Consider the following 23,832-nt stretch of genomic DNA (forward strand, 5'->3'; position numbering starts at 1 on the left):
CGTCCTCACGGCAGGACGGCGAGGAACTCCAGCAGGGCCCGGTTGAAGGCCTCCGGCTGCTCCACTCCCGGCAGGTGCCCGGCCCCCTCGATCACGGCGAGACGGGCGTGCGGCACGAGCGCGCACATCGCCTCGGCCTCGGCGACCGGGGTGTAGACGTCGTCCTCGCCGACCAGCACCAGGCAGGGCACCTCCTCGGGCAGGGCGCGGAGCACGGGCCGGTAGTCGGGCCGCTCGGCCCGCCCGCGCAGGGCCGCCGCCGCTCCCCTGGGGTCGGTGGCGCACATCATGGCGGTGACCCGGGCGGCGGCCTCCGGCTGGCCGGTGACGTTGTAGGGCGCCAGCATCTTGTCAATGACCTCTTCGGTATACGGACGCATACCCTCCGCGAGGAGCCGTTCGGCGAGCTTCCGGCGGAACTCCTTGCCGTCCTCGGTCTCCGGAACGGGGGAGGTGTCGGAGAGCACGAGGGCCCTCACCAGACCCGGGTGGCGCAACCGGAGCTCGAGCGCGATCTGCCCGCCCATGGAAACTCCTCCGACGACCGCCCGTTCGATTTCCAGGCGCCGGAGGAGAGCGGCCAGGTCGTCGGCGAAGTCCGCGAGCAGGATCCGCTCCCCGACCGCCGGGTTGTCCCCGTATCCTCGCAGGTCAGGGGCTATGACTCGGTAGCCGGCGGCGGTCAGCGCCGCCGCCTGGGGCGCCCAGATCGACCGGTTGAACGGGTGTCCGTGGACCAGTAGGACGGCCTCCGCGCCCCTGGGACCGAAGTCATCGGAAAACGATGCCGCGCCATTGCCAAATTGGGGGTTCATGAGAGGACTTTAAGGGGCTACATTGAGCCACTCGCGTTCACCTGACAGCCCGTTGCCTTTCACCCGCGTTTTGCGCGGGGGGTGACGTCAGGAGCGCACACTGTGCAACCACCCCACCGCCCAGAAGGACCGAAGGCTCCGTGCCCGTACCCGTACTCCTCGCCGGCCGCTCCGTGCGGCTCGAGCCCCTCGCCCCCCACCACACCGAGGCCCTGGCCGTGGCCGGGGCCGAGGATCGTACGACTTACGCCTTCACTCCCGTTCCGCACGGGTTGCAGGCGTCCCACGAGTACATCGACCGTGCCCTCGCCGATCAGGCAGCGGGTCGATCGCTTGCGTTCGCCGTCGTCAGAGCCACTGACGGTCGGGTGGTCGGTTCGACCCGGTTCCTGGAACTCGACTACTGGCAGGGTCCGCTGGTGTGGCCCGCCGTCCCCGGGGTCCCCTTCGGTGATCCGGCGACCGCGATCCCCGATGCCGCCGAGATCGGGAACACCTGGCTGTCCCCGGGCGCCCAGGGCACCGGCATCAACACCGAGGCGAAGCTGCTCATGCTGCGCCACGCCTTCGAGACCTGGGGCGTGCGGCGGATCTCGCTGCGCGCCGACGGCCGCAACCTGCGCTCGCGCGCCGCGATGGAACGTCTCGGCTTCACCTGCGAGGGGGTCCGCCGGGCCCATTCGCGGGGGCTGGACGGAGCGGTGCGCAGTACGGCCTTCTACTCGATCCTCGACGAGGAGTGGCCCACCGTCCGCTCGATCATCGAGCTGCGGCTCTCCAGCGCCGCCCCGCGCCGCCGCCGGCGCCGGACGCTGATCCCGGCGTAACGGTCCTGCTGCGCCCCCGACCCGGCCCTCGCCCCGCCCCTTCCCGGTGATTCAGCCGAGGAAGGCCGGGGCGAGGGCCGAGTCCGCCAGCCGGACGGGGGCGCCGCTCCCGTCGGCGGGCAGGGTGTACAGATCGGCTCCGAAGTCGCCCGGCAGGGAGTAGACGAGGGTCCGGTCGTCGCGCCACACCACCTGGTCGTCGACGCTGCGCTCCTCGGCGAGCGGGGTCTCCCGCATGGAGGCCAGGTCCAGCACGTACAGCCGCCACGGCGCCTCGGCGGGCAGTCCCGGCACCCGCTTCTTGAACACCAGCCGCGTCCCGTCGGGGGACAGCGAGGGGCACTCCAGGTTCTCCCGGAGGGTGGTCGCCGTGCGCGCGGCGAGGTCCCCGCGGACCAGGTAGGTCTTGCCGCCGGTGGCCAGGGTCGCGTAGAAGGCCTTCTCGTCGGCGGTGAAGGTCACGCCCCAGAAGTTCACGTCGGCGTTGCGGTACTCCTTGCCGTCCTTGAGGACCGTGAAGTCCTCCAGGGAGGCGTCGAGCTTCCCGGTGCGCAGGTCGAGCAGCGAGGTGCGGGTGGAGAAGTCCGTGCCCGCGTACGAGTCCCCGCCGACGAAGACGGTCCAGGCGGCGAGGTGCCCGCCGGGCGAGACCCGGGCGCGGGTGGGGATCCCGGCGAGCGGGTGCGCCGACACCTCCTTGAGGGCGGCGTCGAGGACGACGGCCCGGTAGCTCTCCTGGACCCCGCCCTTGTCGGCCCGGAGGCAGATCCCGGTGCCGGCCGCGGCGTGGAAGCGCAGGCAGCTGACGCCGGAGGCGGTACGGGGACCCCCGGGCGCGTCGGCCGGGGCGGTGGCGAGCTCGTCGCGGTGCGGGCCCCAGGCCATGTTCCGGAAGACCATCCGGCTGCCGCCGCCCGGGGCCAGGGAGACCTCGCCCCGGGTGACCTGCGGCCCGCCGGCTCGGGCCTGGTCCTTCTCCGCGGCGCGCGAGGAGGCCCGCACGACGGCGAACACCCCGACTCCGGCGAGCAGCACGACGGCGGTGACCAGGATCAGGATCCGGCGCTGGAGGGTCATGGGGGCCTTTCGGGGATGGGGGGATCAGGCCTGCGGGGCGGCGGCGGGCCGCAGCCACAGGCATCCGGCGAGAGCTGCGGCGAGCAGGACCGCGGCCACGGCGAGGGCGGGCCGGGCACCCCAGAGGGTCCAGGCGGCGCCGAAACCGAGGGAGGCCGCGAACCGGGCGAGGGCCTGGCCGGTCTGGACGAGGGCGAGCCCGCCGCCCCGGTGCTCCTCAGGGACGGCTCCGGCCGCCTCGGCCATGAGCACGCCGTCGGTGGCGGCGTAGAAGCCGCCGTGCAGCAGGAGCACCGCGTAGGGCAGGGCCGGGTGCTGGGCGCCGGTGAGCAGCAGGGCGTACACGGCGAGCAGCGCGAGGTGGCCGCCGAGGAAGACGGTGCGGCGGCCGACGCGGTCGGCGAGCCGGCCCAGCGGCAGGGCCAGCAGGAAGAACGCGGCGGCGGTGCCCAGCGGGAGGAGCGCGAACCAGCGGTCGGCGATCCCCGCGGCCCGTTGCAGCAGCAGGAAGACGAAGGCGTCGCTGACGGTGCACAGGCCCAGCAGGAGGGCGCAGAGCCCGGTCCGGCGCAGATCGCGGACGCGGAGCAGGCCGAGGGCGCCGCGCAGGGACACGGGCGCGGCTCCGGCGGCGGGGGTGGTGCGCCGGCCGGGTACGAAGAGGACGAGCACCAGGACGCCGAGCGCGGCCACGCAGGCGCTGACGGTGAAGACGGCGTCGTAGCCGTCGGTGGCGCCGCGCAGGACGAGGAAGGCGAGGAGCGGTCCGATGAGCGCGCCGGCGGTGTCCATGGCGCGGTGGACGCCGAAGGCGCGGCCGCGTTCGGCGGGGTCGGCGGCCAGGGAGATCAGCGCGTCGCGGGGGGCGGTGCGCAGGCCCTTGCCGGTGCGGTCGAGGGCGAGGACGGCGCCGATGGCGGGCAGGGTGTGGGCGAGCAGCAGCAGCGGCTTGCACAGGGCGGAGAGGCCGTAGCCGATCCCGGCGAGTGCCTTGTGGCGGCCGAAGCGGTCGCCGAGGTGGCCGCCGGTGAGCCGGACCAGGGCGCTGACGCCGTTGTAGAGGCCGTCGAGCAGGCCGAAGCCGAGGGGGCTGAGGCCGAGTCCGGCGACGAGGTAGAGCGGGAGCACGGCCGTGACCATCTCGGAGGAGACGTCGGTGATCAGGGAGACCGTGCCGAGGGCGAGGACCGTGGGGGCGAGGGCGGCGCGCCGCCCCGGGCTGGTGCCCGGGGCGGCGGCCTGCGGCTCGGCCGGGGCGGGGGTACCGCGACTGTCCGCGACGTACATGGTCAGGAGGCCCAGATCCCCGTGATGTCCTTGGCGGTGGCGGCGTTCCCGGCGTGGGTGGTCAGCCCGGCCAGGCCCTCCAGGGTCCGCAGCACGTCGTAGTGGTTGTAGGTGGTGGAGGAGGTGGATCCCGGGGTGACGGGCTGGCCGTAGAGCACCGTCGGGATCTTGTTGCCGGCGAGCCGGTTGTCCTCGTCGAAGGTGACGACGAGGAGGCTGTTGTGGGTCTTGGCCCAGTCCGCGTAGGGCTTGATCTTGTTCTTGAGCCAGGTGTCGCCGGTGCCGACGGAGCAGTCGTGCATGTCGTTGCACAGGTCGGGGACGACGAAGGACACCTTGGGGAGGGTGGTGAAGTCGGTGGGGAACTGCGTCATCGTCTTCGCCGTGCTGGTGGGCACGTTGGAGAAGGCGAACCAGGGGTTGTGCTTGCGGGCGTACTTGCCGCTGGAGCAGGTGGTGGAGCCCTGGCTGGGGAGGCCCTCGTTGTAGCTGCCCCAGCTCTTGCCGGCGGCTATCAGCTCGGAGGCGAGGTTGGGGGCGGAGCTGAAGCCGGGGGTGTAGCAGCTGTCGCCGGTGACGCCCTGGTTGGAGCCGGAGAACAGCTGGAGGTAGTTCGGCTGGCTGGGGTGGGTGATGCCGTAGGAGTTGGCGAGGTTGGCGCCCCCGGCCTTCAGGGAGTTGATGTAGGGGGCGCTGGAGCTGCCGATGACCTGGTTGTAGGCGTGGTTCTCGAACACCACGACGACGACGTGGTCGGGGGCGGGCAGACCGGCCGCGTGCGCGGGCTGGGCCGTGCCGATGCCGGCCCAGAGGGCGGCTCCGGCGGCGGTGGCTCCGAAGGCGGTGGCGAGGGCGGTCTTGCGGCGAGGCCGTGAAATGGTCATGCCAAACACGGGGACATACCTCCGGGCGTGGGGAAGGTGCAGGGGTCTCGGGCGGCGGCGCGGACGCACCATACCCACCGTCATGTGCATGAGCCAGGGATGCTTGGATAACGGGAAGGGAACACCGGGGGCACCGTGGGTGACGGGTAATGACCTGCTCCGCGGAACCCCAAGAGAAGTAAAAATGAGGAACCCAACAGCGCTTTCGCTCATCATTCGAACGGAAGCAGACCATCCCCAGACGGGGCAGCAACAGCCGGAGAGCCACCGCACATGTCGTACGAACCCGACGGCCAGGACCAGCCGCCGTACCGGCCGGACGGGCAGCAGCCCGGCCGGCAGCAAGGCCGACAGCAGGGCCCGCCGCAGTACGCGCCCCAGGGCGGCCGGCCCCAGCAGCCGTACGGCCGCGCCCCTCAGGGAGCCGGCCCCTACGGCGGCCCGCCGCAGGGCCGTCCGCAGCCGCCCCGCCCGCCGCAGGGCCAGGACCAGTACCGTCCCGGCGGCTTCGACGAGCCGACGCAGGCCCAGCCCCGCTACGAGCGCCCCGACTACGAGCCGCCCCGGTTCGAGCAGCAGCGCCCCGGCCAGGGGTACCAGCCGGGCCCGCCGCAGCCCCCGTACGAGCAGCAGCAGTACGGCTACTCCGAGCCGCCGTACGGCGAGGAGCCGCGCCGCAAGTCCAAGGTGAAGCGCTGGATCATCGCCGGCGTCACCGTCCTGGCCCTCGGCGGCATCGCCGCGGGCGCGATGGCCTACTTCGAGATACCCCCCTTCACCGACAAGGGCAAGCAGGTCTCCTTCGGCGGGCCCGCCGCCGGCGACAAGAACGGCGCGGCCAAGCAGGCGCCGAACTCGAAGATGTCGATGCCCACCGGCCCGAAGACCGACTTCAAGAACACCTCGACGCTGAGCGACGGCACGCAGATCGGCGTCGCCACCATCACCGGCAAGAAGTCCGGCTTCACGGGCAAGGTCTGGGTGTGGGCGCCCAAGGAGTACAGCGACCCCAAGTTCGCCAAGAGCGGCTTCCCGGTCATGATCGCCCTGCCGGGCGGCCCCGGCTTCCCGGGCAACTACTGGATGGGCACCGACCTGGGCCTCCAGACGAGCATCAGCAAGTGGTACCACGAGGGCAAGGGCAAGCCCTTCATCCTCGCCATGCCGGTGCTCAACCCGGCGCCGGACGACGGGGGCGTCTACTGGGACGGCTCCGACATCCCCGGCCAGCCCAAGATGGGCACCTGGCTGACCGAGGACGTCCCGGACCTGATGCGGGAGAACTTCCGCACCATCAAGTCCCGTGACGGCTGGGCCTTCATGGGCTCCTCCACCGGCGGCTTCGCCGGCCTGAAGGCCGTGCTGAAGCACCCGGACAAGTTCAAGGCCGTGATCGCCTCCGGCCCGGACATCGTCCCGGACTCCTCCCTGTGGAAGGGCCACGACAAGGAGAAGGCCGAGAACAACCCGGAGCTCCTCGCCAAGCAGCTCATCGACAAGAAGGGCCCGGACGTCTACCTGGCCTTCCAGGTCGGCGACAACGAGAGCAACAAGAAGACGCTCCCGGACGTCCAGAAGTTCGTCCAGACGTACACCAAGGGCCCGATCCACACCAGCCTCAGGGTGATCCCGGGCGGCCAGCACAACGCCAAGACCTACGTCCCGAACATGGGCCTGGGTCCGATGGAGTTCATCAGCAAGGTCATGGAAGGACCAGTGGAGTAACGGCCTCCGCACCCCGTACTGCCTCCGGCTCCGGCCCGTCGAAGAACTTCGGCGGGCCGTCGCCGTCCCAGGGCGCCCAGCCGGGGTCCCCGGTGGCCGCGAAGCGGACCCAGGCCCCGTGCATCTCGTCGGCCAGCGACTGCGGCGCGTCCGGGCCGGCCAGCCAGGTGGACTCCGGCACCCCCAGGGTGTCGAAGACGAACCCCAACTCCAGGGCGTGGCAGGCGCCCAGGCCCGGTACGCCGCTGGGCCAGCGGAACTCGTAGAGGTGGCTCGGCGCAGGGCGCGGCGCACCGGCGAGCCTGCGCAGCGGGTCGCGCAGCAGCCGGTCGGTGATCAGGTGCCCGGCGAGGTCGGCCGGGGACGCCCCGGGCAGCGCGGCGCGCAGCGCCCGTACGGCCGCCCGGTCCTTGCCGCCGCGCAGCCGGCCCAGGGCCACGGCCGCCGGCCCGAGCCGGTCCAGCAGCCGCCCGCCGCCGGTCGGCGCGAGCCACAGCCGGTGCTCCTGGGCGGTCCAGCCCAGCAGCAGCGGCACCTTCGCGGCGCAGGCCGCCTCCAGCGGGTCGGCGGGCAGCGAGTCCGGGTCGGTGACCAGCCCGAAGGCGGGACCGCCCAGCACCGGGGAGGACCGCCGCAGCACGGCCGCCTGGGCGGCGAGCAGCGCGGGCAGGCCCACCCCCGCGAAGGCCCGCGCGGTGGCGGGCACCTTGAGGAGCGAGGCCATCCGGCGCACCATGGTCCGCACCCCGTCGCGCGGCAGCGCCTCGGGGGCGCCGCTCTGCAGGACGGCCCGGGCGAAGAGGCCCTCGGCGTCCGGTGCGCCGAGCAGGGCGCCGACGCTGATGGCGCCGGCGGACTCGCCGAAGACGGTGACCCGGGCGGGGTCGCCGCCGAAGGCCGTGATGTTGTCCCGCACCCATGCGAGGGCGGCGATCTGGTCGAGCAGGCCCCGGTTGGCGGGCGCGTCGGGGAAGAGGCCGTAACCGAGGACGCCGAGCCGGAAGTTGACCGAGACGAGCACGATCCCGTCGCGGGCGAACGCCGAGCCGTCGTAGACGGGGACGGCCGAGGAGCCCCGGGTGTGGGCGCCGCCGTGCAGCCACACCATGACGGGCAGGCCGGCCCCGGGAGCCGGGTCCGGGGTCCAGACGTTCAGGTTCAGGCAGTTCGCGCCGGGGACCTTCGGGTCGGGCAGCAGGGCGGCGAAGGCCGGCGGGTAGGGCACCTTGGGCGCGGTGGGCCCGAACGCCCCCGCGTCGCGTACGCCGTCCCAGGCGGCCGGCGGCCTCGGGGCGTCGAACCGGCGGGGGCCGACGGGCGCGGCGGCGTAGGGGATGCCCCGGAAGACGGCGATCCCGTCGCCCTCCCAGCGGCCCTCCACGATGCCGTGTCCGGTGCCGGCCCGGGGCCGTCCGCCGCCCGCTGCGCTCATCCGTGCTCTCCTCGCCAGGGTGTCCTCCGGGGCACCGTCGCACAGGCGTCCACGGCCTGACAAGGCACGATCGGGTCGCGCGGACGGGATCGCGCCGGGCCGGGAGCGTCGCTCGTGCGGCCGGGAAGCGGCCGGGAAGAGGCCGGGAAGCGGGCTGGAAGCGGCCGGGAAACGGTCACTCGGGTGCGGTCGTACTCCGGCTCTGTCCGTTTTCGTGTCACCCGGTAGCCGAACGGGCCGTGACCACTCGGCTCCCGTCGCGTTGTACGCCATGTCACGCGCCGCAGAAATGCGGCGCCCCACATCTCATGAGGAGATCTTGATGTCGCGTATCGCGAAGGCATTCGCCATCACCGCTGTGGCGGGCACCGCCGTGGCCGCGGGTGCGGGTCTGGCTGTCGCCGATGCCGGAGCGCACGGTGCGGCGGTCGGCTCCCCCGGTGTCGGGTCCGGCAACGTGGTGCAGGTCCCGGTCCACGTCCCGGTCAACGTCTGCGGCAACACCGTCAACGTGATCGCCCTGCTGAACCCGGCCTTCGGCAACACCTGCGTCAACGCCTCCGGTGGCGACAAGCACCACACCGAGGGCGGCAGCTACGGCGAGTGATCATCTCGCCCGCCTGACCGGCTGAAGGGCCCCCGCCGTACGGCGGGGGCCCTTTCCGTTCCCACTGGCCTTCGAGGGGACTCCGAGGGGGCTTCAAGGGACTTCGGGGGACGCGGCCCCCGTGGCGCTCGGGGGCCGGCGGTCATCCGTAGCGGTAGACGCCCCGGTGTCCCAGCATCTCGCGCGGGGTGACGTCCCACGGGGGCATCGGCTCGTCGAGGGAGATGACCCGGCCGCGCTGCAGGTCGCCCAGCTCCAGGGGAGCCGCCGGCAGGTAGCCGGAGCCGGGGTGGCGCTGCTGCCAGCGGTCCCAGAGCAGGTCCACGAAGGCGTGGTGCAGCCAGAAGGCGGGGTCGTTGGGGGCGGTGCCGCCGGTCATGTGGCCCCCGATCCACTGGTGGACCTTGTTGTGGTTGCGCCAGCGCTCGCTCCGGGGCGCGGCCCAGCCCTCCAGCCTGTTGCGGAAGCCGCCTTCGCGGGCGGTGGAGTCCCAGGGCGCGGAGTCGTAGACGGGGTCGTCGAGGGCCCACTGGAGTTCGGCCGGGGTCGGCAGGGTGATCGGGTTGCCGGGCCGGCCGAGGTTGCGGGTGAGGAAGGCGGCCTCGCTGACCCCGACGGTGACCGTCCAGTCGCCCCGCGCGTAGGCGAAGGGGCCCGTGGTCACCTGGCGGTCGCCCTCCCGGCCGGTGCCGCCGAGGAAGTCCTCGGCCCAGAGGGAGGAGACGGGGCTGTTGTCTGTGGTCCAGTCCCAGTACGGGATGGAGACCTGCGGGTCGACGGCCCGCAGCCGCTGCTCGAACTCCAGCAGGTAGCGGCGGTGCCAGGGGAAGAACGACGGGGACATGTGCCCGACGCGCAGCTTCCGCTCCCGGTCGGGCACGAAGTAGGTGCCGTGGGTGCGGACGAACTCGTCGTAGACGCCGTTGCGCTTGAGCTCCAGCAGGGCGGCCGTGAACCGCTTCTTCTGGGCGCTGGTGAGGTCCTTCTGGTTCTGCCGGGTGTACAACGCGGGGCTCCTCCCGTTCCCGTCCGTCAGCCGTGGTGCGGTGCCGCGAGGGCCAGTTGGCTGGTGCCGAGTTCGTCGACGGCCGCGCGGGCGAGTTCCAGCGGGGTCCCGTAGGACTGGAAGTGGTTGACCCCGCTGAGGTAGGTCCCGTCGGCGCGCCGCATGACGTGCAGGGGCCGGCCGTCGATGCGGACCTGCGCGGAGGCCAGGTCGACGCTGATGTGGCGGCCGCGGTACGTCTCCTCGGCGAGGGGGGCCGGGGTGAGGGTCTGGCGGGGGCCCCGGGCGCGCAGTACCGGTACCAGGGCCGCGGCCACGCCCCCGGCCACGGCCGCGCCGAAGGCCGTGCGCAGGACCGCGCGGCGGGTCAGTGGTGCGGCGGGTGCTGCGTACATACGGTCTCCCTCGCTCGGCGGTCGGCGTGTTCACCTGTCCAACGAGGAGCGACCGTGCGAGGTCACCTGTCACCCGGTGTGGCCGGGGTGCTCCGGCTGCTCCGGGTGCTCCGGCTGCTTCGGCTGCTTGTAGAAGAGGGTGGTGGGGCGCAGTTCGCCGGCCGGGTCGGTGGCGTAGTCGGGGATGGTGCCCGCCTCGGTCCAGCCGGCGGAGCGGTAGACGTGCTCGGCGCCGCTGCCGGTCTCGGTGTCGAGGAAGAGCAGGACGATCCCGGCGAGGGCGGCTTCGCCCTCGGCCTCGGCGAGCAGCGCGCGGGCGGTGCCGCGGCCGCGGGCGGCGGGGTGGACCATGAGCTTGCGCAGTTCGGCGCGGTGGCGGCCGTTGGGCTTGGACTCCCGGTACCAGCTGACGGTGCCCTCCAGGCGGCCGTCGGCGCCGCGGGCGGCCCAGAGCGCGAGGGAGCCGTCCTCGACGGCGGGCAGCAGGGTGTCCCACCAGGCGGCGGCGTCCTCGTGGTCCAGGCCGGCGAGGAAGCCGAGGGAGGCCCCGCCGGCGACGATGTCGACGAGCAGGGCGGCGAGTTCGGTGCGGTGGGCGGTGAGGGCGGGGGCGGTGAGGCGGGTGATCGTCGTCGTCATGCGGTGAGGATAGGAAGCGGACGGCGGGGCGCCGGAGCCGGGGCGGGGGTACCGGTGGGGCCGCCCCCGCCCGGCGGGTCAGGGGGCCGGGAGTTCCGCGAAGTCGGCGACCAGGCCGCGGTGGTGGCCGGCGGTGCCCAGGGCCAGGGAGTCGGCCTTGGCGCGCTTGAGGTAGAGGTGTGCGGGGTGTTCCCAGGTCATGCCGATGCCGCCGTGGAGCTGGACGCACTCCTCGGCCGCGCGGACGGCGACCCCGGAGCAGTACGCCTGGGCGACGGCGACCGTGAGCGGGGCGTCCGGGGCGCCGGTGGCCAGGGCGTCGGCGGCGGCCCGGGCGGCCGCCCGGGCGGAGGCCACGTCCAGCCACAGCCGGGCGAGGCGGTGCTTGAGCGCCTGGAAGGAGCCGACGGGGCGGTTGAACTGGTGGCGGGTCCGTACGTACGCGACGGTCTCGGTCAGGCACCACTCGGCGATCCCGAGCTGTTCCGAGGCGAGGAGTCCGGCCCCGGACAGCAGTGCTCCGGCGACGGCGGCCCGCGCGCTGGCGGGGTCCGCGAGGCGGGTGGCGGCGGCGCCGTCGAGGGTGACGTCGGCGAGGGGCCGGGTCAGGTCCAGGGGGACCCGGGGGGTCAGGGCGGCGCGGTCCGCGGGGACGGCGTACAGCCCGGTGTCGGCCAGGACCAGCAGGACGTCGGCGGCGACGGCGTCCGCGACCGAGGTGACGGTGCCGCTCAGCACCCCGCCGCCGGCGTCGTGGACCGGCACCGGCAGGGGCGCGCCGGGGGCCTGGGTGAGGGGGAGGGCGGGGACGCAGACCAGCCCGCCGGACGCGGCCTCCCCGACGAGGGCGGCGGCGTCGGCGTTGTCGCAGGCGACGGCGAGCAGGATCTCCGTCGCGAGGACGGAGCCCGTGAGGTACGGCACGGGTGCGACGGACCGGCCCAGTTCCTCCAGGACGACGGCGGCCTCGCGGTGGCTCGCGCCCGCCCCGCCGAGCTTCTCGGGGACGAGCAGTCCGGCGGCGCCGATCCCGGCGGCGAGGGTGCGCCACAGCCCCGGGTCGTGGGGCCGGCCGGTCTCGGCCCGGGCGAGGACGCCGGCGGGGGCGCAGCGGTCGGCGAGCAGGGCGCGTACGGCGGCGCGGAGCTCCTCCTCGGTCTGCGAGTAGAGCAGGTCGTAGGGGGCGCTGGGGGCCGCCGGGCCGGGCTGCGGCGCCGGTGCGGGCTGCGTCGTCATCGGGAGAGGTCCTTCCAGGCGGTGTCCTTGTCGTCGCGCGGTTCGGGGGGCAGGCCGAGGACGCGTTCGGCGACGATGTTGAGGAGGATCTCGCTGGTGCCGCCCTCGATGCTGTTGCCCTTGGCGCGCAGGTAGCGGTAGCCGGCGTCGCGGCCGGTGAAGTCGACGGTCTCGGGGCGGCGCATGGTCCAGTCCTCGTACAGGAGGCCCTCCTCGCCGAGGAGTTCCACCTCCAGGCCGCTGATCTCCTGGTTGAGGCGGGCGAAGGTGAGCTTCATGCCGCTGCCCTCGGGCCCGGGCCGGCCGGCGGCGAGCTGCTGGCGCAGCCGTTCGCCGGTGAGGCGGGCCACCTCGGACTCGACCCACAGTTCGAGCAGCCTCTGGTGCAGGGCGTGGGTGCGCAGGGCGGGCCGTCCGCGCCAGGCGGCGGCGACGGGGGCGATCATGCCGCCCTCGCGCGGGATCCGCATGCCGCCGATGGAGACGCGTTCGTTCATCAGGGTGGTGCGGGCGACGGCCCAGCCCTGGCCGACGGCGCCGAGGCGGTGGGTGTCGGGGATGCGGACGCCGGTGAGGAAGACCTCGTTGAACTCGGCCTCGCCGGTGATCTGGCGCAGCGGGCGGACCTCGACGCCGGGGGCGTGCATGTCGCACAGGAAGTAGGTGATGCCCCGGTGCTTGGGGAGGTCGGGGTCGGTGCGGGCGAGGAGGATGGCCCAGCGGGCGGTGTGGGCGCTGGAGGTCCATACCTTCTGGCCGTCGACCACCCATTCCCCGGCCTCCTCGTCGAGGACGGCGCGGGTGCCGAGGGCGGCGAGGTCGGAGCCGGCTCCGGGTTCGCTGAAGAGCTGGCACCAGACCTCCTCCCCCAGCCAGAGGGGGCGCAGGAAGCGGGCCTTCTGCTCCTCGGTGCCGTGGGTGAGGATCGTGGGCGCGGCCATGCCGAGGCCGATGCCGATCCGGCGGGGGTCGTTGTCGGGGGCTCCGGCGGCCTCCAGTTCGGCGTCCACGACGGCCTGGAGGGTGCGCGGCGCGCCCAGTCCGCCGAGGCCCTCGGGGTAGTGGACCCAGGCGAGTCCGGCGTCGAAGCGGGCGCGGAGGAAGTCCGCGGAGGCGGTGGCGGCGGGCGGACGGGCGGCGAGGAGGGCGCGGGTGCGGGCGCGGAGGTCTTCGGCGTCGGCGGTCATCGGGCGGCTCCCGGGTCCCGGGACGGTACGACGACCAGTCGGCCGGTGGTGGTGCCGTCGGCGACGCGCTGGACGGCGTCGGCGGCCCGGTCGAGCGGGACGCGTTCGCTGACGAGGGGTCTGATCGCGCCGTCGGCGGCGAGGCGGGTGAGTTCGGTGTGGCAGGCGAGGACCGCGGCGGGGTCCTTGGCGGCGTACAGCCCCCAGTGCAGGCCGAGTACGGAGTAGTTCTTGACCAGGGCGTGGTTGAGGGCGGGGGCGGGGACGGTGCCGCCGGCGAAGCCGACGACGACGATGCGGCCCTCGAAGGCCGCGCACTTGGCGGAGGCGGTGTAGGCGTCGCCGCCGACGGGGTCGTAGGCGACGTCGGCGCCGTGTCCGCCGGTGAACTCCTTGACCCGGGTGACGACGTCCTCGGTGGTGCGGTCGATGACGAGGTCGCAGCCGAGTTCCTCGGCGGTGCGGGCCTTGGCCTTGCCTCCGACGACGCCGATGACGGTGGCTCCGGCGGCCTTGCCGAGCTGGACGGCGGCGCTGCCGACCCCGCCGGCGGCGGCGTGCACGAGCAGGGTCTCGCCGCGCTGGAGGCGGGCCCTGCGGTGGAGGCCGAACCAGCCGGTCTGGTAGCCGATGTGCAGGGCCGCGGCCTCGGCGTCGTCCAGGGTGCCGGGGGCGGGCAGCAGGGCCCGGGCGGGGGCGGTGACGTACTCGGCGAAGCCGCCGTGGGGCAGGCTCGGGTTGGCGATGACGCGTCGGCCGTCCTCGGTGAGGCCGCAGATCTCGACGCCCGGGGTGAAGGGCAGGGGCGGGCGGATCTGGTACTGGCCGCGGACGAGGAGCGCGTCGGGGAAGTTGACGTTCGCCGCGAGGACCCGGAGTTTCACCTCGCCCTCGCCGGGCACGGGTTCGGGGACCTCTTCGAGGCGCATGGCCTCGCGGGGTTCGCCGGTCGTGTGTACTCGCCATGCCTGCATCCGGGGCCTCCAGCCGCCGTCGAGGGACCACGCTCGGCGGCATACTAAGCGGTCGCTTGCCCCCTTGGGAACCCTCGTCCGCGCCATCCCCGCCGGGCGGGTCCCCCGCCCCCGGCGGGTCCGCCCGCCCGTTCCGGAAATCGGACGGACGAACCACGGGTGAACACCCGTATCCGCAGATAACATCAACAGGCCGCTTGCACAGGGCATATGACGCACCAGGGGATTCCGCGCGCCCGGAGCCGACCGCTCCGGGCGCGCGTCTGCGCCACGCCCGCACCACAGGGGGAACCGAACGATGAACCACACCCGCACGCGCACCCGCACGCGCCGGACCGGCGCGGCGGCCGCCGCCGCCCTCGTCCTGGCCCGGATCGTCACCGCCGCCGGACCGGCCGCGGCCGCCCCGTCCTGCACACCCCGGATCCAGGTCCTCGGCTCCATCGGCACCGGCGGCTACAGCGTGGGCAACGAACAGACCGAGGGGGTCCTCGGACTCGGCACGGGCAGCCTGTCCGTCGGCGTCTCCGGCGGCAAGCCCGTGTACTGGACCGGCACCCGGCTCCACAAGGTCCCGCTGTCCGACGCCGGCCTGTCGGGCGCCGTGCTCGCCGTGAACAAGAGCGGCCTGATGGTCGGCGTCACCCACGGCGCCGACGACTACCTGTTCACCTACCGGGCGGGCGATGCCGCGGTCACCCGGCTGCCGGGGAGCGACTGGCTGTCCGACGACGCCGACGTCAACGACGCCGGCTACGTCGTCTCGCGCACCCGTCCGGGCGTGGGCACCGTGTGGAAGGACGGCCTGAAGGTCCGCGACCTGGCCGTGCCCGCGGACGCGGCGCCCGGCACCCGGATCGAGCTGGTCTCCGGCATCAACAACAAGGGCGACGTCATCGGCATGGCCCGCGAGGACTACGAGGTCCCGGAGACCGGACAGCACCTGGAGGGCAGCTACCCCGTCCTCTGGCCCGCCGACGGCGGACCGGCCAAGGCCCTGTCGCGCACCTCCAACGACAGCTGGGTACAGGACATCGACGAGAGCGGCCGCGTCGTCGGCTACGACTGGTACGGCATGGGCTACCAGTTCCGGCCGGTGACCTGGACCGCGCCCTACACCGGTCCCGTCGGCGCCCCCGGCGCGCTGAAGACCCACCCGTACGGCACCTTCGAGGCCGTCAGCCCGACGACCGGCGTATCCGTCGGCACCGCCAGGTTCCACCCGGACATCCAGACCCTGCCCGACCAAGCGCAGCTGTGGACGGGCACCGGGCCGGTGCTCGCCCTGCCCCGGCTCGCCGCGAACGGGGCCAGCGCCGCCTCGTCGGCCGCCGACGACGGCCGGGTCGGCGGCGCGGCCGTCAACGCCGCCGGCACGCTGAAGCCGGTGATCTGGACCTGCGCGACGAAGCAGGCGTACGAGCCCAAGTAGCGGCGGCTTCCGCCGTCACGGGCATGGCGATCTGCGCCCCGGCGCGCTATCGATGCCCCCATGACGGACGAGAACAGGCGCGGCCTGCCCGCGCCGCCCCCGCTCGGCGCCGCCGCCCTGCCCGCCGGCACGTACGCGGGGCAGGTGGTCCTCGTGACCGGCGGCGGCACCGGGCTGGGCAAGGCCATCGCCGCCGAGTTCGCCCGGCTCGGCGCCGACCTGCTGATCGCCGGGCGCCGCGCCGCGCAGCTGGAGGCGGCGCGCGAGGAGCTGGCGGCCGTGCCCGGGGCGGGCCGGGTGGCGACCGCGGTCTGCGACATCCGGGACCCCGAGCGGGTCGCGGACGTCTTCGACGCCGCCGGGGCCGCGCTGGGACTGCCCGACGTGCTGGTCAACAACGCCGCGGCGAACTTCCCCAGCCCCGCCGAGGACCTGTCCCCGGGCGCCTGGCGGGCGGTGGTCGACACCACCCTGACCGGGACCTGGTTCATGACCCGCGAGTTCGGCCGGCGCCACCTCTGCGCCGGCACCCCGGGGGCCATCGTCAGCGTCGGCGCCTCGTACGCCTGGACCGGCGGGCCCGGCTTCGCCCACAGCGCCGCCGCGAAGGCCGGGGTGAAGAACCTGGTGGAGACCCTCGCCGTGGAGTGGGGCCCGTACGGCATCCGCGTCAACGGGCTGGTGCCCGGGCTGTTCCCGCACGCCGACATGACCGAGGACATCCGGGGCGGGCTGGAGCGCGCCGCCCCGGACTCCAAGGACTCCCGGCAGCCCGCCCTGCGGGTGGGCGCCCCGCGCGAACTGGGCTGGGCCGCCACCTTCCTGGCCTCGCCCTACGCCCGTTTCGTCACCGGCCACACCCTGGTGGTCGACGGGGCGAACTGGCAGCGCCGGGCACTGGTCCAGCCGGAGGTGGTGCCGGTGCGGGAGCAGCTGGGGCGCGGACCGTTCCGGCCGTGACCCGGTCCGAGTCGTGTCAGTGGCGTGCGGCACCATCGGGTTCATGAAGACCGATGACTGGGAACCCTTCCTCCGCACCTGGAGCGCCGAGCGGGAGACGGCCGCGCGCGCCGAGGCCCCCTCGGAGCCGCCCCTCGGCTGGCTGGGTTTCGACCCCGCCGCGCCGGAGCGGATCGCCGCGCTCGAAGCCCGGCTGGGGGTCCCCCTGCCGCCTTCGTACCGCTCCTTCCTGGAGGTCACCGACGGCTGGCGGTGGGCCGGGGAGTTCGTGGAACTCCTCGCCCCGGCGGCGGAGGTGGGTCCGCTGCGGGAGCTGACGGGGTACCTGTACGAGATGCTCGCCGAGTGGGAGCAGGAGGACCTCGACGACGATCCGGACGACGAGGACGAGGACGACGAGGAGGACGACGGCGAGAAGGAGCCGTACGAGTCCGCGCGGTGGGGCCGGGCGGTCCAGATATCCCTGGAGGGGGACCAGACCTGGCTGATCCTCGACCCCGGTGACGTCAACGCCGAGGGCGAGTGGGCGGCGTACCGGTTCTCCAGCTGGGGAGGCTACGGGCCGGTGCGGCACGAGTCCTTCGCCGACCTGATGCACGCGGAGTACCGGGGTTTCCGGGCGCTGCGCGGGCTCGGCGGCGAGGACCCGGAGGTCAGGCTCCCCTGAAGCGCGGGGGCCGGCGGGCGGCCTCGGCCCCGTAGCCCTCGGCGGCGTCCTCGGAGGTGAGGGTGAGGGCCGCCGTCATGGCCACCCGGTCCAGGGCGGCGGGCAGGGCGGCGTCCGCGTAGGCGTCGATCGAGCGCTTGATGCCCTGGACGGCGAGCGGGGCGTTCGCCGCGATCTCGGCGGTCAGGGTGCGGGCCTCCGCGTCCAGGGCGGCCCGGGGGACGACCAGTTGGACCAGCCCCAGGCGCTCGGCGGTGGCCGCGTCGATCCTGCGGCCGGTCAGGGCGAGGAACTTGGCCCAGCCCGCGCCCGCCTCCCGGGCGATGCGCAAGTCGCCGCCGGCGTCCACCGCCACGCCCAGCCGGGCCTCGGGCAGCGCGAAGACGGCGTCGGCGGCGGCGATCCGGATGTCGGCCATCAGGGCCAGTTCGAAGCCGAAGCCCAGACAGTAGCCCTGGACGGCGGCGACGACCGGCTGCGGCAGGCGGGCGAGGACGGAGAAGCGCTCGTGGACCCAGCGGATGCCCTCGTAGTAGTTCCGGGTCCGTTCGGCGGCGGAGCCGCCCGTGATGGCGCCGCCGGGGGCGGTCACGTCGATGCCCGCGCAGAAGGCCCGGCCCTGTGCGCGCAGCAGGACCGCGCGCACGTCCGGGTCGAAGCGGATCCGGTCGGCGAGCAGGCCCAGCTGGCGGGTGGACTCCCAGCTCCAGCCGTTGAGCTTGTCGGGGCGGCAGAGGGTGAGGAGCGCGATGCCGTCCTCGACGTCCAGCCGGATGCGCTCCTCGCCCTCGCCCACCTCCCTGCCCAGCGTGTCGATCACCGTGTACCGCACCCCCGAAATCAGCTGACGGATCGTCAGCTTAGGGGGGGTCCGGTCAGCGGGGGAAGACCTCGAACGGCACCGCCGGACGGCCGCCGAAGCGGGCCGCCGCCTGCTGGACGTTGCCGGTGAGGAAGGTGCGCACGTACTCCTCGGGGTCCTGGTCGGTCAGCGCGGAGATGTACGCCTTGTGCTCCAGCAGGGACCGGATGGCGCGCTCCAGTCCGGGGCCGGCGTCGACGGCGTGGGTGGGCGTGGTGGTGTTCGCCACGGCGACCCAGCGCACCCCGTCCCAGGGCTCCAGGCCCTGCTCGGAGACGAGTTCGGGGAAGATCCACCGGTTGCCCGCGTCGGCGGCGGCGTCCAGCACGGCCCGGCCGACGGCCTTGTGGTCGGGGGTGTTCCAGTACCCGCCGCCGCCCACCCCGCCCCACGTGTCACGGTGGTTGAGGGTGATCACCAGCTCGGGGCGGTGCCGCCGGATGGCCGCCGCGATGTCCCGGCGCAGGCCGAGCCCGTACTCGACGACGCCGTCGCGGTGGTCGAGGAACTCCACGGTGGAGACCCCGACGACCGCCGCGCTCGCCCGCTGCTCGGCCTCGCGCAGCGGGCCGCACTCGTCCGGGGCGACCCCGTCGATGCCGGCCTCGCCGCGCGTGGCCAGGAGGTAGGCGACCTCGCGGCCGCCGTCCGTCCACTCGGCGATGGCGGCGGCGCAGCCGTACTCCAGGTCGTCGGGGTGCGCGACCACGGCGAGGGCGCGCCGCCAGTCGGCGGGCATGGGCTGCAAGGACGGCTGCTGCTCTGCTTGTTCGGTCATACGCCGCACAATAGGCGACGCTCCCCCGCCGGGCCCGCAGTCGGGGGGCCGGGCTAGACCTCGTCGCGGACCAGCGAGAGCAGCCGGTCCAGGACGCGGGGGCCGCCCGCGCGGACGCCGTCGTGTTCGAACTCGTCCGTCACCCAGGTCCGCAGGCCGCGGACGGCGCGGGCCGTGGCCAGGGAGTGGGCGGTGTCCACGTACATGTCGTCGTGGTAGACCGCGGCCGCCACCGGGACCTCGTTGGCGGCGAGCCGGGCCGGGTCGTAGAGGGGTGTCCAGCCGGTGCGGGAGGCCAGGTGCTCGGCGGTCTCGCGGAGCGGGGCGAGGGCCGGGTCGGCGGTGAACTGCCAGGGGTGGATGGTCTCGCCGGTGAAGAGCACGGGGCCGTCGCCCGCGAGGGCCTTCGCCGCGTCGAAGCGGGGGTGTGCGGCGCGGACCCGTTCGGCGGCCCAGGCGGTGGGGGCCGCCGGGTCCTGGGCGTAGATCGCCTCGTGGAGCAGGGCGTAGAGGGGGTGGCCCGCGAAGGAGAGGTGGGCGTGGACGGCGTGCAGGAAGGCGTCCGCGAGGGCGGGGCCCGCCGGGGTGGTGACGAAGGCGTCCTCCAGGAGGTAGTGCAGCTGGTGGCTGCCGTCGCCGGCACCGAGCATCAGGCCGAGGGACTGGAAGGCCTCCACGGTCAGCCGGTAGCCGCCGGGGAGTTCGGCGGGACGCTCCGCGAGGTGGGCGGCGATGCGGCGGGCGCGCTCGACGTCCATGGGGTAGCGGGCGTAGTGGGCGAGGTTCTTGCGCTCGACGCGGGGGTACGCGGCCTCGTACACCTCGGTGGCGGTGGCGTGGAGGGAGGGCAGTCCGCCGGTGATCAGGGCGGCTGTCAGGCCCTCGGGCGCGGTGGAGAGGTAGTGGGTGGCGCAGAACCCGCCGAAGCTCTGGCCGAGCACGGTCCAGGGGGCGCCGCCGGTCAGGGCGGGGCGGATGGCCTCGGCGTCGCGCACGATGGAGTCGGCGCGGAAGTGGGCGAGGTAGGCCGCCTGCTCGGCGGGGGTGCCGCGCGCGGGCAGGGTCTGCCGGTTGGCGGGGGTGGAGCGGCCGGTGCCGCGCTGGTCCAGGAGGAGCACCCGGTGGTCGGCGAGGGCCCGCTCCAGCCAGGCCTGGCGTCCGGTGAACCGCCGCGCCCCGAAGCCGGGTCCGCCTTCCAGGTACAGCAGCCAGGGCAGCCGCTCGGGGTCCTTGCCGCCCGCGACCACCTCGCGGGCGTACAGCTCGATCCGCTCCCCGTCGGGGCGGTCGTGGTCGAGCGGCACGGTGAAGTGGTGGTCGGTCAGGACGACACCGGGCTGGCGGTAGCTGCGCGGGAGGGTCACGGACGGCCCCTGGGGTGTGGGTGCGGATCCCCTGCCCCGCGCCTTCGCCGGATCGCGGCGGGGCCCGCGGCCGGGGCTGACGTCCCGGCCGAGTCTATGCCCCCGGGACCTGTGGGCCTCGGGACCCCCGAGCCCCCGGGCCCCCGGGTCGGGGGGCCCGGGGGCAGCGGGTCAGAAGGCCACCACGGAGCGGAGCACCTCGCCGCGCTCCATGCGGGCGAAGGCCTCCTCGACCCCGTCGAGCGGGATGGTCTCGGAGACGAACGCGTCGAGGTCGAGCCGGCCCTGCAGGTACAGGTCGATCAGCAGCGGGAAGTCGCGCTCGGGCAGGCAGTCCCCGTACCAGGAGGACTTGAGGGCGCCGCCGCGCCCGAAGACGTCCAGGAGCGGGAGTTCGAGCTGCATCTCGGGCGTCGGTACGCCGACCAGGACCACGGTGCCGGCCAGGTCGCGGGCGTAGAAGGCCTGCCGGTAGGTCTCGGGGCGGCCGACGGCCTCGATGACCACGTCCGCACCGTTCCCGCCGGTCAGCTCCTGGATCGCTTTGACCACGTCCTGCGTGCGCCCGTTGACGGTGTGGGTGGCGCCGAGGCCGCGCGCCCACTCCAGCTTCCGCTCGTCCAGGTCCACGGCGATGACCCGCGAGGCGCCGGCCAGCCGGGCGCCGGCGACGGCCGCGTTGCCGACTCCCCCGCAGCCGATGACGGCGACCGAGTCGCCCCGCCCGACGTTGCCGGTGTTCAGGGCTGCGCCGAGGCCCGCCATCACGCCGCAGCCGAGCAGACCGGCGGCGGCCGGCGAGGCGGCGGGGTCCACCTTGGTGCACTGTCCGGCGGCGACGAGGGTCTTCTCGGCGAAGGCGCCGATGCCCAGGGCCGGGGAGAGCGGGGTGCCGTCCTCCAGCGTCATGGGCTGGGTGGCGTTGTGGGTGTTGAAGCAGTACCAGGGCCTGCCGCGCTTGCAGGCCCGGCAGTCACCGCACACCGCGCGCCAGTTGAGGACCACGAAGTCGCCGGGGGCGACGGAGGTGACGTCGGGGCCGACGGACTCGACGACGCCCGCGGCCTCGTGGCCGAGGAGGAAGGGGAACTCGTCGTTGATGCCGCCCTCGCGGTAGTGCAGGTCGGTGTGACAGACCCCGCAGGCCTGGACCTTGACGAGGGCTTCGCCGGGCCCCGGGTCGGGCACGAGGATCGTGGTCGTCTCCACCGGTGCGCCCTTGCTCCGCGCGATGACCCCTCGTACGCGATGTGTCACGTCGTACCCCGTTCTGTTCGGATCGGTCTGGATCATCGAACGTACACGGGCGCGGCCGTCCAAGGGAGTTGTGCGGGCCTTCGCGTCATCCGCCGGTTCCGGTTCCGGCCAGGTGCGGCGGTACGCAGGCGCGCAGCGCCGCGGTGAAGGCGGCGACGGCGGGGTGGGCGGCCGCGCCGCTGCGGAAGGCGACCTTGGTGCGGCGTTCCATGTGCAGGCGGGTGAGGGCGACGGCGGGGTCCGGGGGCCCGGTCACGCCCAGCTGGGGGACGACGGCCACCCCCTGCCCGGCCGCGACCAGCGCGAGGACGGTGTCGAACTCGTCGACCTGGTGCCGGATCCGGGGGGTGAACCCGGCCGCCTGGCAGGCCCGTACGGTCATGGCGTGGCAGAGGGTCCCGGGGGTGGCGGTGATCCACGGCTCGTCCTGGCGGGTGCGCAGGACCGCGCCCTGGTCGGAGCCGCCGTCCGGGACGGGGCCGGCGGGGGCGGCGGGGGCGGCGGCCGGCGGGACCGCGGGCGCGGCCAGGTACATGGCCTCCCCGTACAGCGGGCGGGTGGCCAGCCCCGGCTCCGGCGGCGCGGGGACGAAGTCGTACTCGTGGACGAGGGCCACGTCCAGGTCCCCGGCCCGCAGGGCGTGCGCGACCGCCGCCGGGTCGGTCTCGCGGACCCTCGGCTCCAGCCCCGGGTGGCGCCGGGCCAGGTGGACCAGGGTCGCCGGGACGATGGCCCGGGTGGCGGTGGGGAAGGACCCGATACGCAGGACTCCGGCGAGGCCGCTGCGGGCCTCCGCCAGGTCGGCGTCGGCCTGCTCCAGGCGTTCCAGGACGGCCTCGGCGTGGCGCACGAGGTTCTGGGCGGCCGGGGTGAGGCGGACACGGCGGCCGGTGCGTTCCAGCAGGGGCAGGCCGGCCTCGCGTTCGAGGACGGTGAGCTGCTGGGAGACGGCGGAGGGGCTGAAGGCGAGGGCCTCGGCCACGGCGGCGATGGTGCCCCGGCGGGCGAGTTCCCGCAGCAGGCGCAGGCGGCGTACGTCGAGCATCGGCTCAGCTTACGGGTCGGATAAGAAATGCGAACTGGATTCGACGCTCGGACCGGGCGAAGCTCTTCTGCATGCGACAGGAAACGCCCCAGGCCGGGCAAACGGCAGATAGCACTCATTTCACCCTTGAAGGGATCCACGTCCCGCTCGTCACCCCGTTCACCCGCGGCGGGGAGGTCGCCGCCGAGGCCCTGGAGGCCCTCGCCCACGAGGTGCTCGACGCGGGGGCCGCCGGGATCGTGGCCCTCGGCACGACGGGCGAGACGGCCTCGCTGGACGAGGCGGAGCGGGACCTGGTGACCGGGATCTGCGCGCGGGTCTGCGGGGAGCGGGGCGCGCCGCTCACGGTGGGGGCGGGGGCGAGCGGGACCCGGGCGAGCGAGGCCTCGTTGGCGCGGCTGGCCAGGTGGCCCGAGGCGCGGGCGGCGCTGGTGACCGTGCCGTCGTTCGTACGGCCCTCGGCGGCGGGGGTGCTGGCCCATTTCACGCGGCTGGCGGAGGTGAGCCCGGTGCCGCTGATCGTCTATCACATCCCGTACCGGACGGGGCAGCCGCTGGACGCGGACGCGCTGCGGGCGCTGGGCTCGCTGGCCGGGGTGGCCGGGGTGAAGTACGCCGCGGGCGGGATCGACGCGGAGACGGTGGCGCTGCTGGGCCGACTGCCCGACGGGTTCTCGGTCCTGGCGGGGGACGACGCGTACGTGTCCCCGATGCTGGCGCTCGGCGCCTCGGGGGCGGTGCTCGCCTCGGCCCATCTGGCGACGGAGCGGTTCGCGGAGCTCGCGGCGGCCTGGCGGGCCGGTGACGCCGGGCGGGCCCGGGATCTGGGGCACGGGCTGGCGCGGGTCTCCGCGGCGGCCTTCGCGGAGCCGAACCCGGCGGTGGTCAAGGGCGTGCTGCACGCGCAGGGCCGGATCCCCGCCCCGGACGTGCGCCTGCCCCTGCTGCCCGCGTCCGGGCGGGCCGTGGACGCCACCCTGGAGGCGCTGGCCTCCCTCCGATGACCCGGACCGGACCCATCGACGCCCGAAATGCACCATTAAGGGACTTTCGGCACCCTCGCGCGGGTCGCCCGAATCGGCAGTATCGGGCCGCCAATTGACCGTATTGCGCGAGGCGGCCCCAAACCTGCCGGACCCGTGATGTGGGTCACGCGGGACCGAGCAACATCAATTCACCCGGAACGGCCGATTCCCTTTCACCGGAAAGGAAATCGGCCTTTCCTTGATCCGCAATTCATGGTCAATTACCGCACAGTGCCCGAGAAGTCGATCTACCGGTGGAATTCGTGTCTTGTTCCCGCGCCGCGCGCTCGCCTACGGTCGCCTCATTCCCCGCGGCCGACTGCCGAATCCGGCCGCCGCCGGGGCTCTCCC

General features: G+C 74.3%; 23 protein-coding genes. 7 read left to right on the top strand and 16 right to left on the bottom strand.

Going from position 1 to position 23,832, the window contains the following annotated elements; translation table 11 throughout:
• Nucleotides 1-5: 5 nt before the first annotated feature.
• Nucleotides 6-815: an alpha/beta fold hydrolase gene (locus tag ACQKM2_RS17310; RefSeq protein ID WP_427710571.1), complete on the bottom strand. Its 810-nt coding sequence runs from the start codon at nt 813-815 to the stop codon at nt 6-8.
• A gap of 140 nt (nt 816-955) precedes the next feature.
• On the opposite strand from ACQKM2_RS17310, the gene ACQKM2_RS17315 reads away from it, so the two are divergent.
• Nucleotides 956-1,642: a GNAT family N-acetyltransferase gene (locus ACQKM2_RS17315; protein WP_427710573.1), complete on the top strand. Its 687-nt coding sequence runs from the start codon at nt 956-958 to the stop codon at nt 1,640-1,642.
• Nucleotides 1,643-1,693: 51 nt separating this feature from the next.
• Here ACQKM2_RS17315 and ACQKM2_RS17320 read toward each other — a convergent pair whose 3' ends face one another.
• Genes ACQKM2_RS17320 through ACQKM2_RS17330 form a run of 3 tightly spaced genes read right to left on the bottom strand, consistent with a single transcriptional unit; the run spans nt 1,694 to nt 4,890 of the window.
• Nucleotides 1,694-2,719, bottom strand: a complete 1,026-nt coding sequence (locus ACQKM2_RS17320) for a TolB family protein (protein ID WP_427710575.1) — start codon at nt 2,717-2,719, stop codon at nt 1,694-1,696.
• A 24-nt stretch (nt 2,720-2,743) separates the two neighbouring features.
• Nucleotides 2,744-4,006: an MFS transporter gene (locus tag ACQKM2_RS17325; protein ID WP_427710577.1), complete on the bottom strand. Its 1,263-nt coding sequence runs from the start codon at nt 4,004-4,006 to the stop codon at nt 2,744-2,746.
• Nucleotides 4,007-4,008: 2 nt separating this feature from the next.
• Nucleotides 4,009-4,890 carry an alkaline phosphatase family protein gene (locus ACQKM2_RS17330; protein WP_427710579.1) on the bottom strand — a complete coding sequence of 294 codons (882 nt, stop codon included), beginning with the start codon at nt 4,888-4,890 and terminating at the stop codon, nt 4,009-4,011.
• A 273-nt stretch (nt 4,891-5,163) separates the two neighbouring features.
• Here ACQKM2_RS17330 and ACQKM2_RS17335 point away from each other — a divergent pair, with 273 nt between their 5' ends.
• Nucleotides 5,164-6,615: an alpha/beta hydrolase gene (locus ACQKM2_RS17335; RefSeq protein ID WP_427710581.1), complete on the top strand. Its 1,452-nt coding sequence runs from the start codon at nt 5,164-5,166 to the stop codon at nt 6,613-6,615.
• On the opposite strand, the gene ACQKM2_RS17340 is transcribed toward ACQKM2_RS17335, so the two are convergent.
• Nucleotides 6,593-8,047: a carboxylesterase/lipase family protein gene (locus ACQKM2_RS17340; protein ID WP_427710583.1), complete on the bottom strand. Its 1,455-nt coding sequence runs from the start codon at nt 8,045-8,047 to the stop codon at nt 6,593-6,595. The two genes, ACQKM2_RS17335 and ACQKM2_RS17340, sit on opposite strands and share 23 nt — an antisense overlap.
• A 322-nt stretch (nt 8,048-8,369) precedes the next feature.
• On the opposite strand from ACQKM2_RS17340, the gene ACQKM2_RS17345 reads away from it, so the two are divergent.
• A complete protein-coding gene (locus tag ACQKM2_RS17345; RefSeq protein ID WP_405977353.1) occupies nt 8,370-8,654 on the top strand; it encodes a chaplin in 285 nt (94 codons plus the stop codon).
• Between the two features lie 142 nt (nt 8,655-8,796).
• Here the strand turns inward: ACQKM2_RS17345 and ACQKM2_RS17350 are convergent, their stop codons facing one another.
• The 6 genes from ACQKM2_RS17350 to ACQKM2_RS17375 form a co-directional block, all read right to left on the bottom strand.
• Complete coding sequence (locus ACQKM2_RS17350) at nt 8,797-9,660, bottom strand: tyrosinase family protein (protein ID WP_427710586.1); 864 nt, start codon at nt 9,658-9,660, stop codon at nt 8,797-8,799.
• A gap of 26 nt (nt 9,661-9,686) precedes the next feature.
• Nucleotides 9,687-10,055, bottom strand: a complete 369-nt coding sequence (locus ACQKM2_RS17355) for a tyrosinase family oxidase copper chaperone (RefSeq protein WP_427710587.1) — start codon at nt 10,053-10,055, stop codon at nt 9,687-9,689.
• Nucleotides 10,056-10,124: 69 nt separating this feature from the next.
• Complete coding sequence (locus tag ACQKM2_RS17360) at nt 10,125-10,694, bottom strand: GNAT family N-acetyltransferase (protein WP_427710589.1); 570 nt, start codon at nt 10,692-10,694, stop codon at nt 10,125-10,127.
• 78 nt (nt 10,695-10,772) lie between these two features.
• Nucleotides 10,773-11,930: an acyl-CoA dehydrogenase family protein gene (locus ACQKM2_RS17365; protein ID WP_427710591.1), complete on the bottom strand. Its 1,158-nt coding sequence runs from the start codon at nt 11,928-11,930 to the stop codon at nt 10,773-10,775.
• Entirely contained in the window at nt 11,927-13,117 is a 1,191-nt protein-coding gene (locus ACQKM2_RS17370) for an acyl-CoA dehydrogenase family protein (RefSeq protein ID WP_427710593.1), read from the bottom strand. Before ACQKM2_RS17370 ends, ACQKM2_RS17365 begins: the two co-directional genes overlap by 4 nt.
• Nucleotides 13,114-14,091: an NADPH:quinone oxidoreductase family protein gene (locus tag ACQKM2_RS17375; RefSeq protein ID WP_427710595.1), complete on the bottom strand. Its 978-nt coding sequence runs from the start codon at nt 14,089-14,091 to the stop codon at nt 13,114-13,116. The genes ACQKM2_RS17370 and ACQKM2_RS17375 overlap by 4 nt, the downstream gene beginning before the upstream one ends.
• Nucleotides 14,092-14,389: 298 nt before the next feature.
• On the opposite strand from ACQKM2_RS17375, the gene ACQKM2_RS17380 reads away from it, so the two are divergent.
• Genes ACQKM2_RS17380 through ACQKM2_RS17390 form a run of 3 tightly spaced genes read left to right on the top strand, consistent with a single transcriptional unit; the run spans nt 14,390 to nt 17,150 of the window.
• Nucleotides 14,390-15,523, top strand: coding sequence for a hypothetical protein (locus ACQKM2_RS17380; protein WP_427710597.1), 1,134 nt, complete (start codon nt 14,390-14,392; stop codon nt 15,521-15,523).
• A gap of 60 nt (nt 15,524-15,583) precedes the next feature.
• The gene (locus ACQKM2_RS17385) at nt 15,584-16,483 is read left to right on the top strand and encodes an SDR family oxidoreductase (RefSeq protein ID WP_427710599.1); all 900 of its coding nucleotides are present in this window, start codon (nt 15,584-15,586) and stop codon (nt 16,481-16,483) included.
• Between the two features lie 43 nt (nt 16,484-16,526).
• Nucleotides 16,527-17,150 carry an SMI1/KNR4 family protein gene (locus tag ACQKM2_RS17390; protein WP_427710601.1) on the top strand — a complete coding sequence of 208 codons (624 nt, stop codon included), beginning with the start codon at nt 16,527-16,529 and terminating at the stop codon, nt 17,148-17,150.
• On the opposite strand, the gene ACQKM2_RS17395 is transcribed toward ACQKM2_RS17390, so the two are convergent.
• From ACQKM2_RS17395 to ACQKM2_RS17415, 5 genes are all read right to left on the bottom strand, one after another.
• Nucleotides 17,137-17,970, bottom strand: a complete 834-nt coding sequence (locus tag ACQKM2_RS17395) for an enoyl-CoA hydratase/isomerase family protein (RefSeq protein ID WP_427710603.1) — start codon at nt 17,968-17,970, stop codon at nt 17,137-17,139. The two genes, ACQKM2_RS17390 and ACQKM2_RS17395, sit on opposite strands and share 14 nt — an antisense overlap.
• 55 nt (nt 17,971-18,025) lie before the next feature.
• Nucleotides 18,026-18,790, bottom strand: coding sequence for a PIG-L deacetylase family protein (locus ACQKM2_RS17400; protein ID WP_427710605.1), 765 nt, complete (start codon nt 18,788-18,790; stop codon nt 18,026-18,028).
• A gap of 53 nt (nt 18,791-18,843) precedes the next feature.
• Nucleotides 18,844-20,154 (bottom strand): alpha/beta fold hydrolase, encoded by a 1,311-nt coding sequence (locus tag ACQKM2_RS17405; protein ID WP_427710606.1) that lies wholly within the window; start codon nt 20,152-20,154, stop codon nt 18,844-18,846.
• Nucleotides 20,155-20,325: 171 nt separating this feature from the next.
• On the bottom strand, nt 20,326-21,411 hold the full coding sequence (locus ACQKM2_RS17410; RefSeq protein ID WP_427710608.1) for an S-(hydroxymethyl)mycothiol dehydrogenase: 1,086 nt from the start codon (nt 21,409-21,411) through the stop codon (nt 20,326-20,328).
• A gap of 85 nt (nt 21,412-21,496) precedes the next feature.
• Entirely contained in the window at nt 21,497-22,456 is a 960-nt protein-coding gene (locus tag ACQKM2_RS17415) for a LysR substrate-binding domain-containing protein (protein ID WP_427710610.1), read from the bottom strand.
• A 71-nt stretch (nt 22,457-22,527) separates the two neighbouring features.
• On the opposite strand from ACQKM2_RS17415, the gene ACQKM2_RS17420 reads away from it, so the two are divergent.
• Nucleotides 22,528-23,460 carry a dihydrodipicolinate synthase family protein gene (locus ACQKM2_RS17420; protein ID WP_427710612.1) on the top strand — a complete coding sequence of 311 codons (933 nt, stop codon included), beginning with the start codon at nt 22,528-22,530 and terminating at the stop codon, nt 23,458-23,460.
• Nucleotides 23,461-23,832: the final 372 nt, after the last annotated feature.

The organism is Streptomyces sp. NPDC004126 (assembly GCF_050275515.1).
GTDB lineage: Bacteria > Actinomycetota > Actinomycetes > Streptomycetales > Streptomycetaceae > Streptomyces.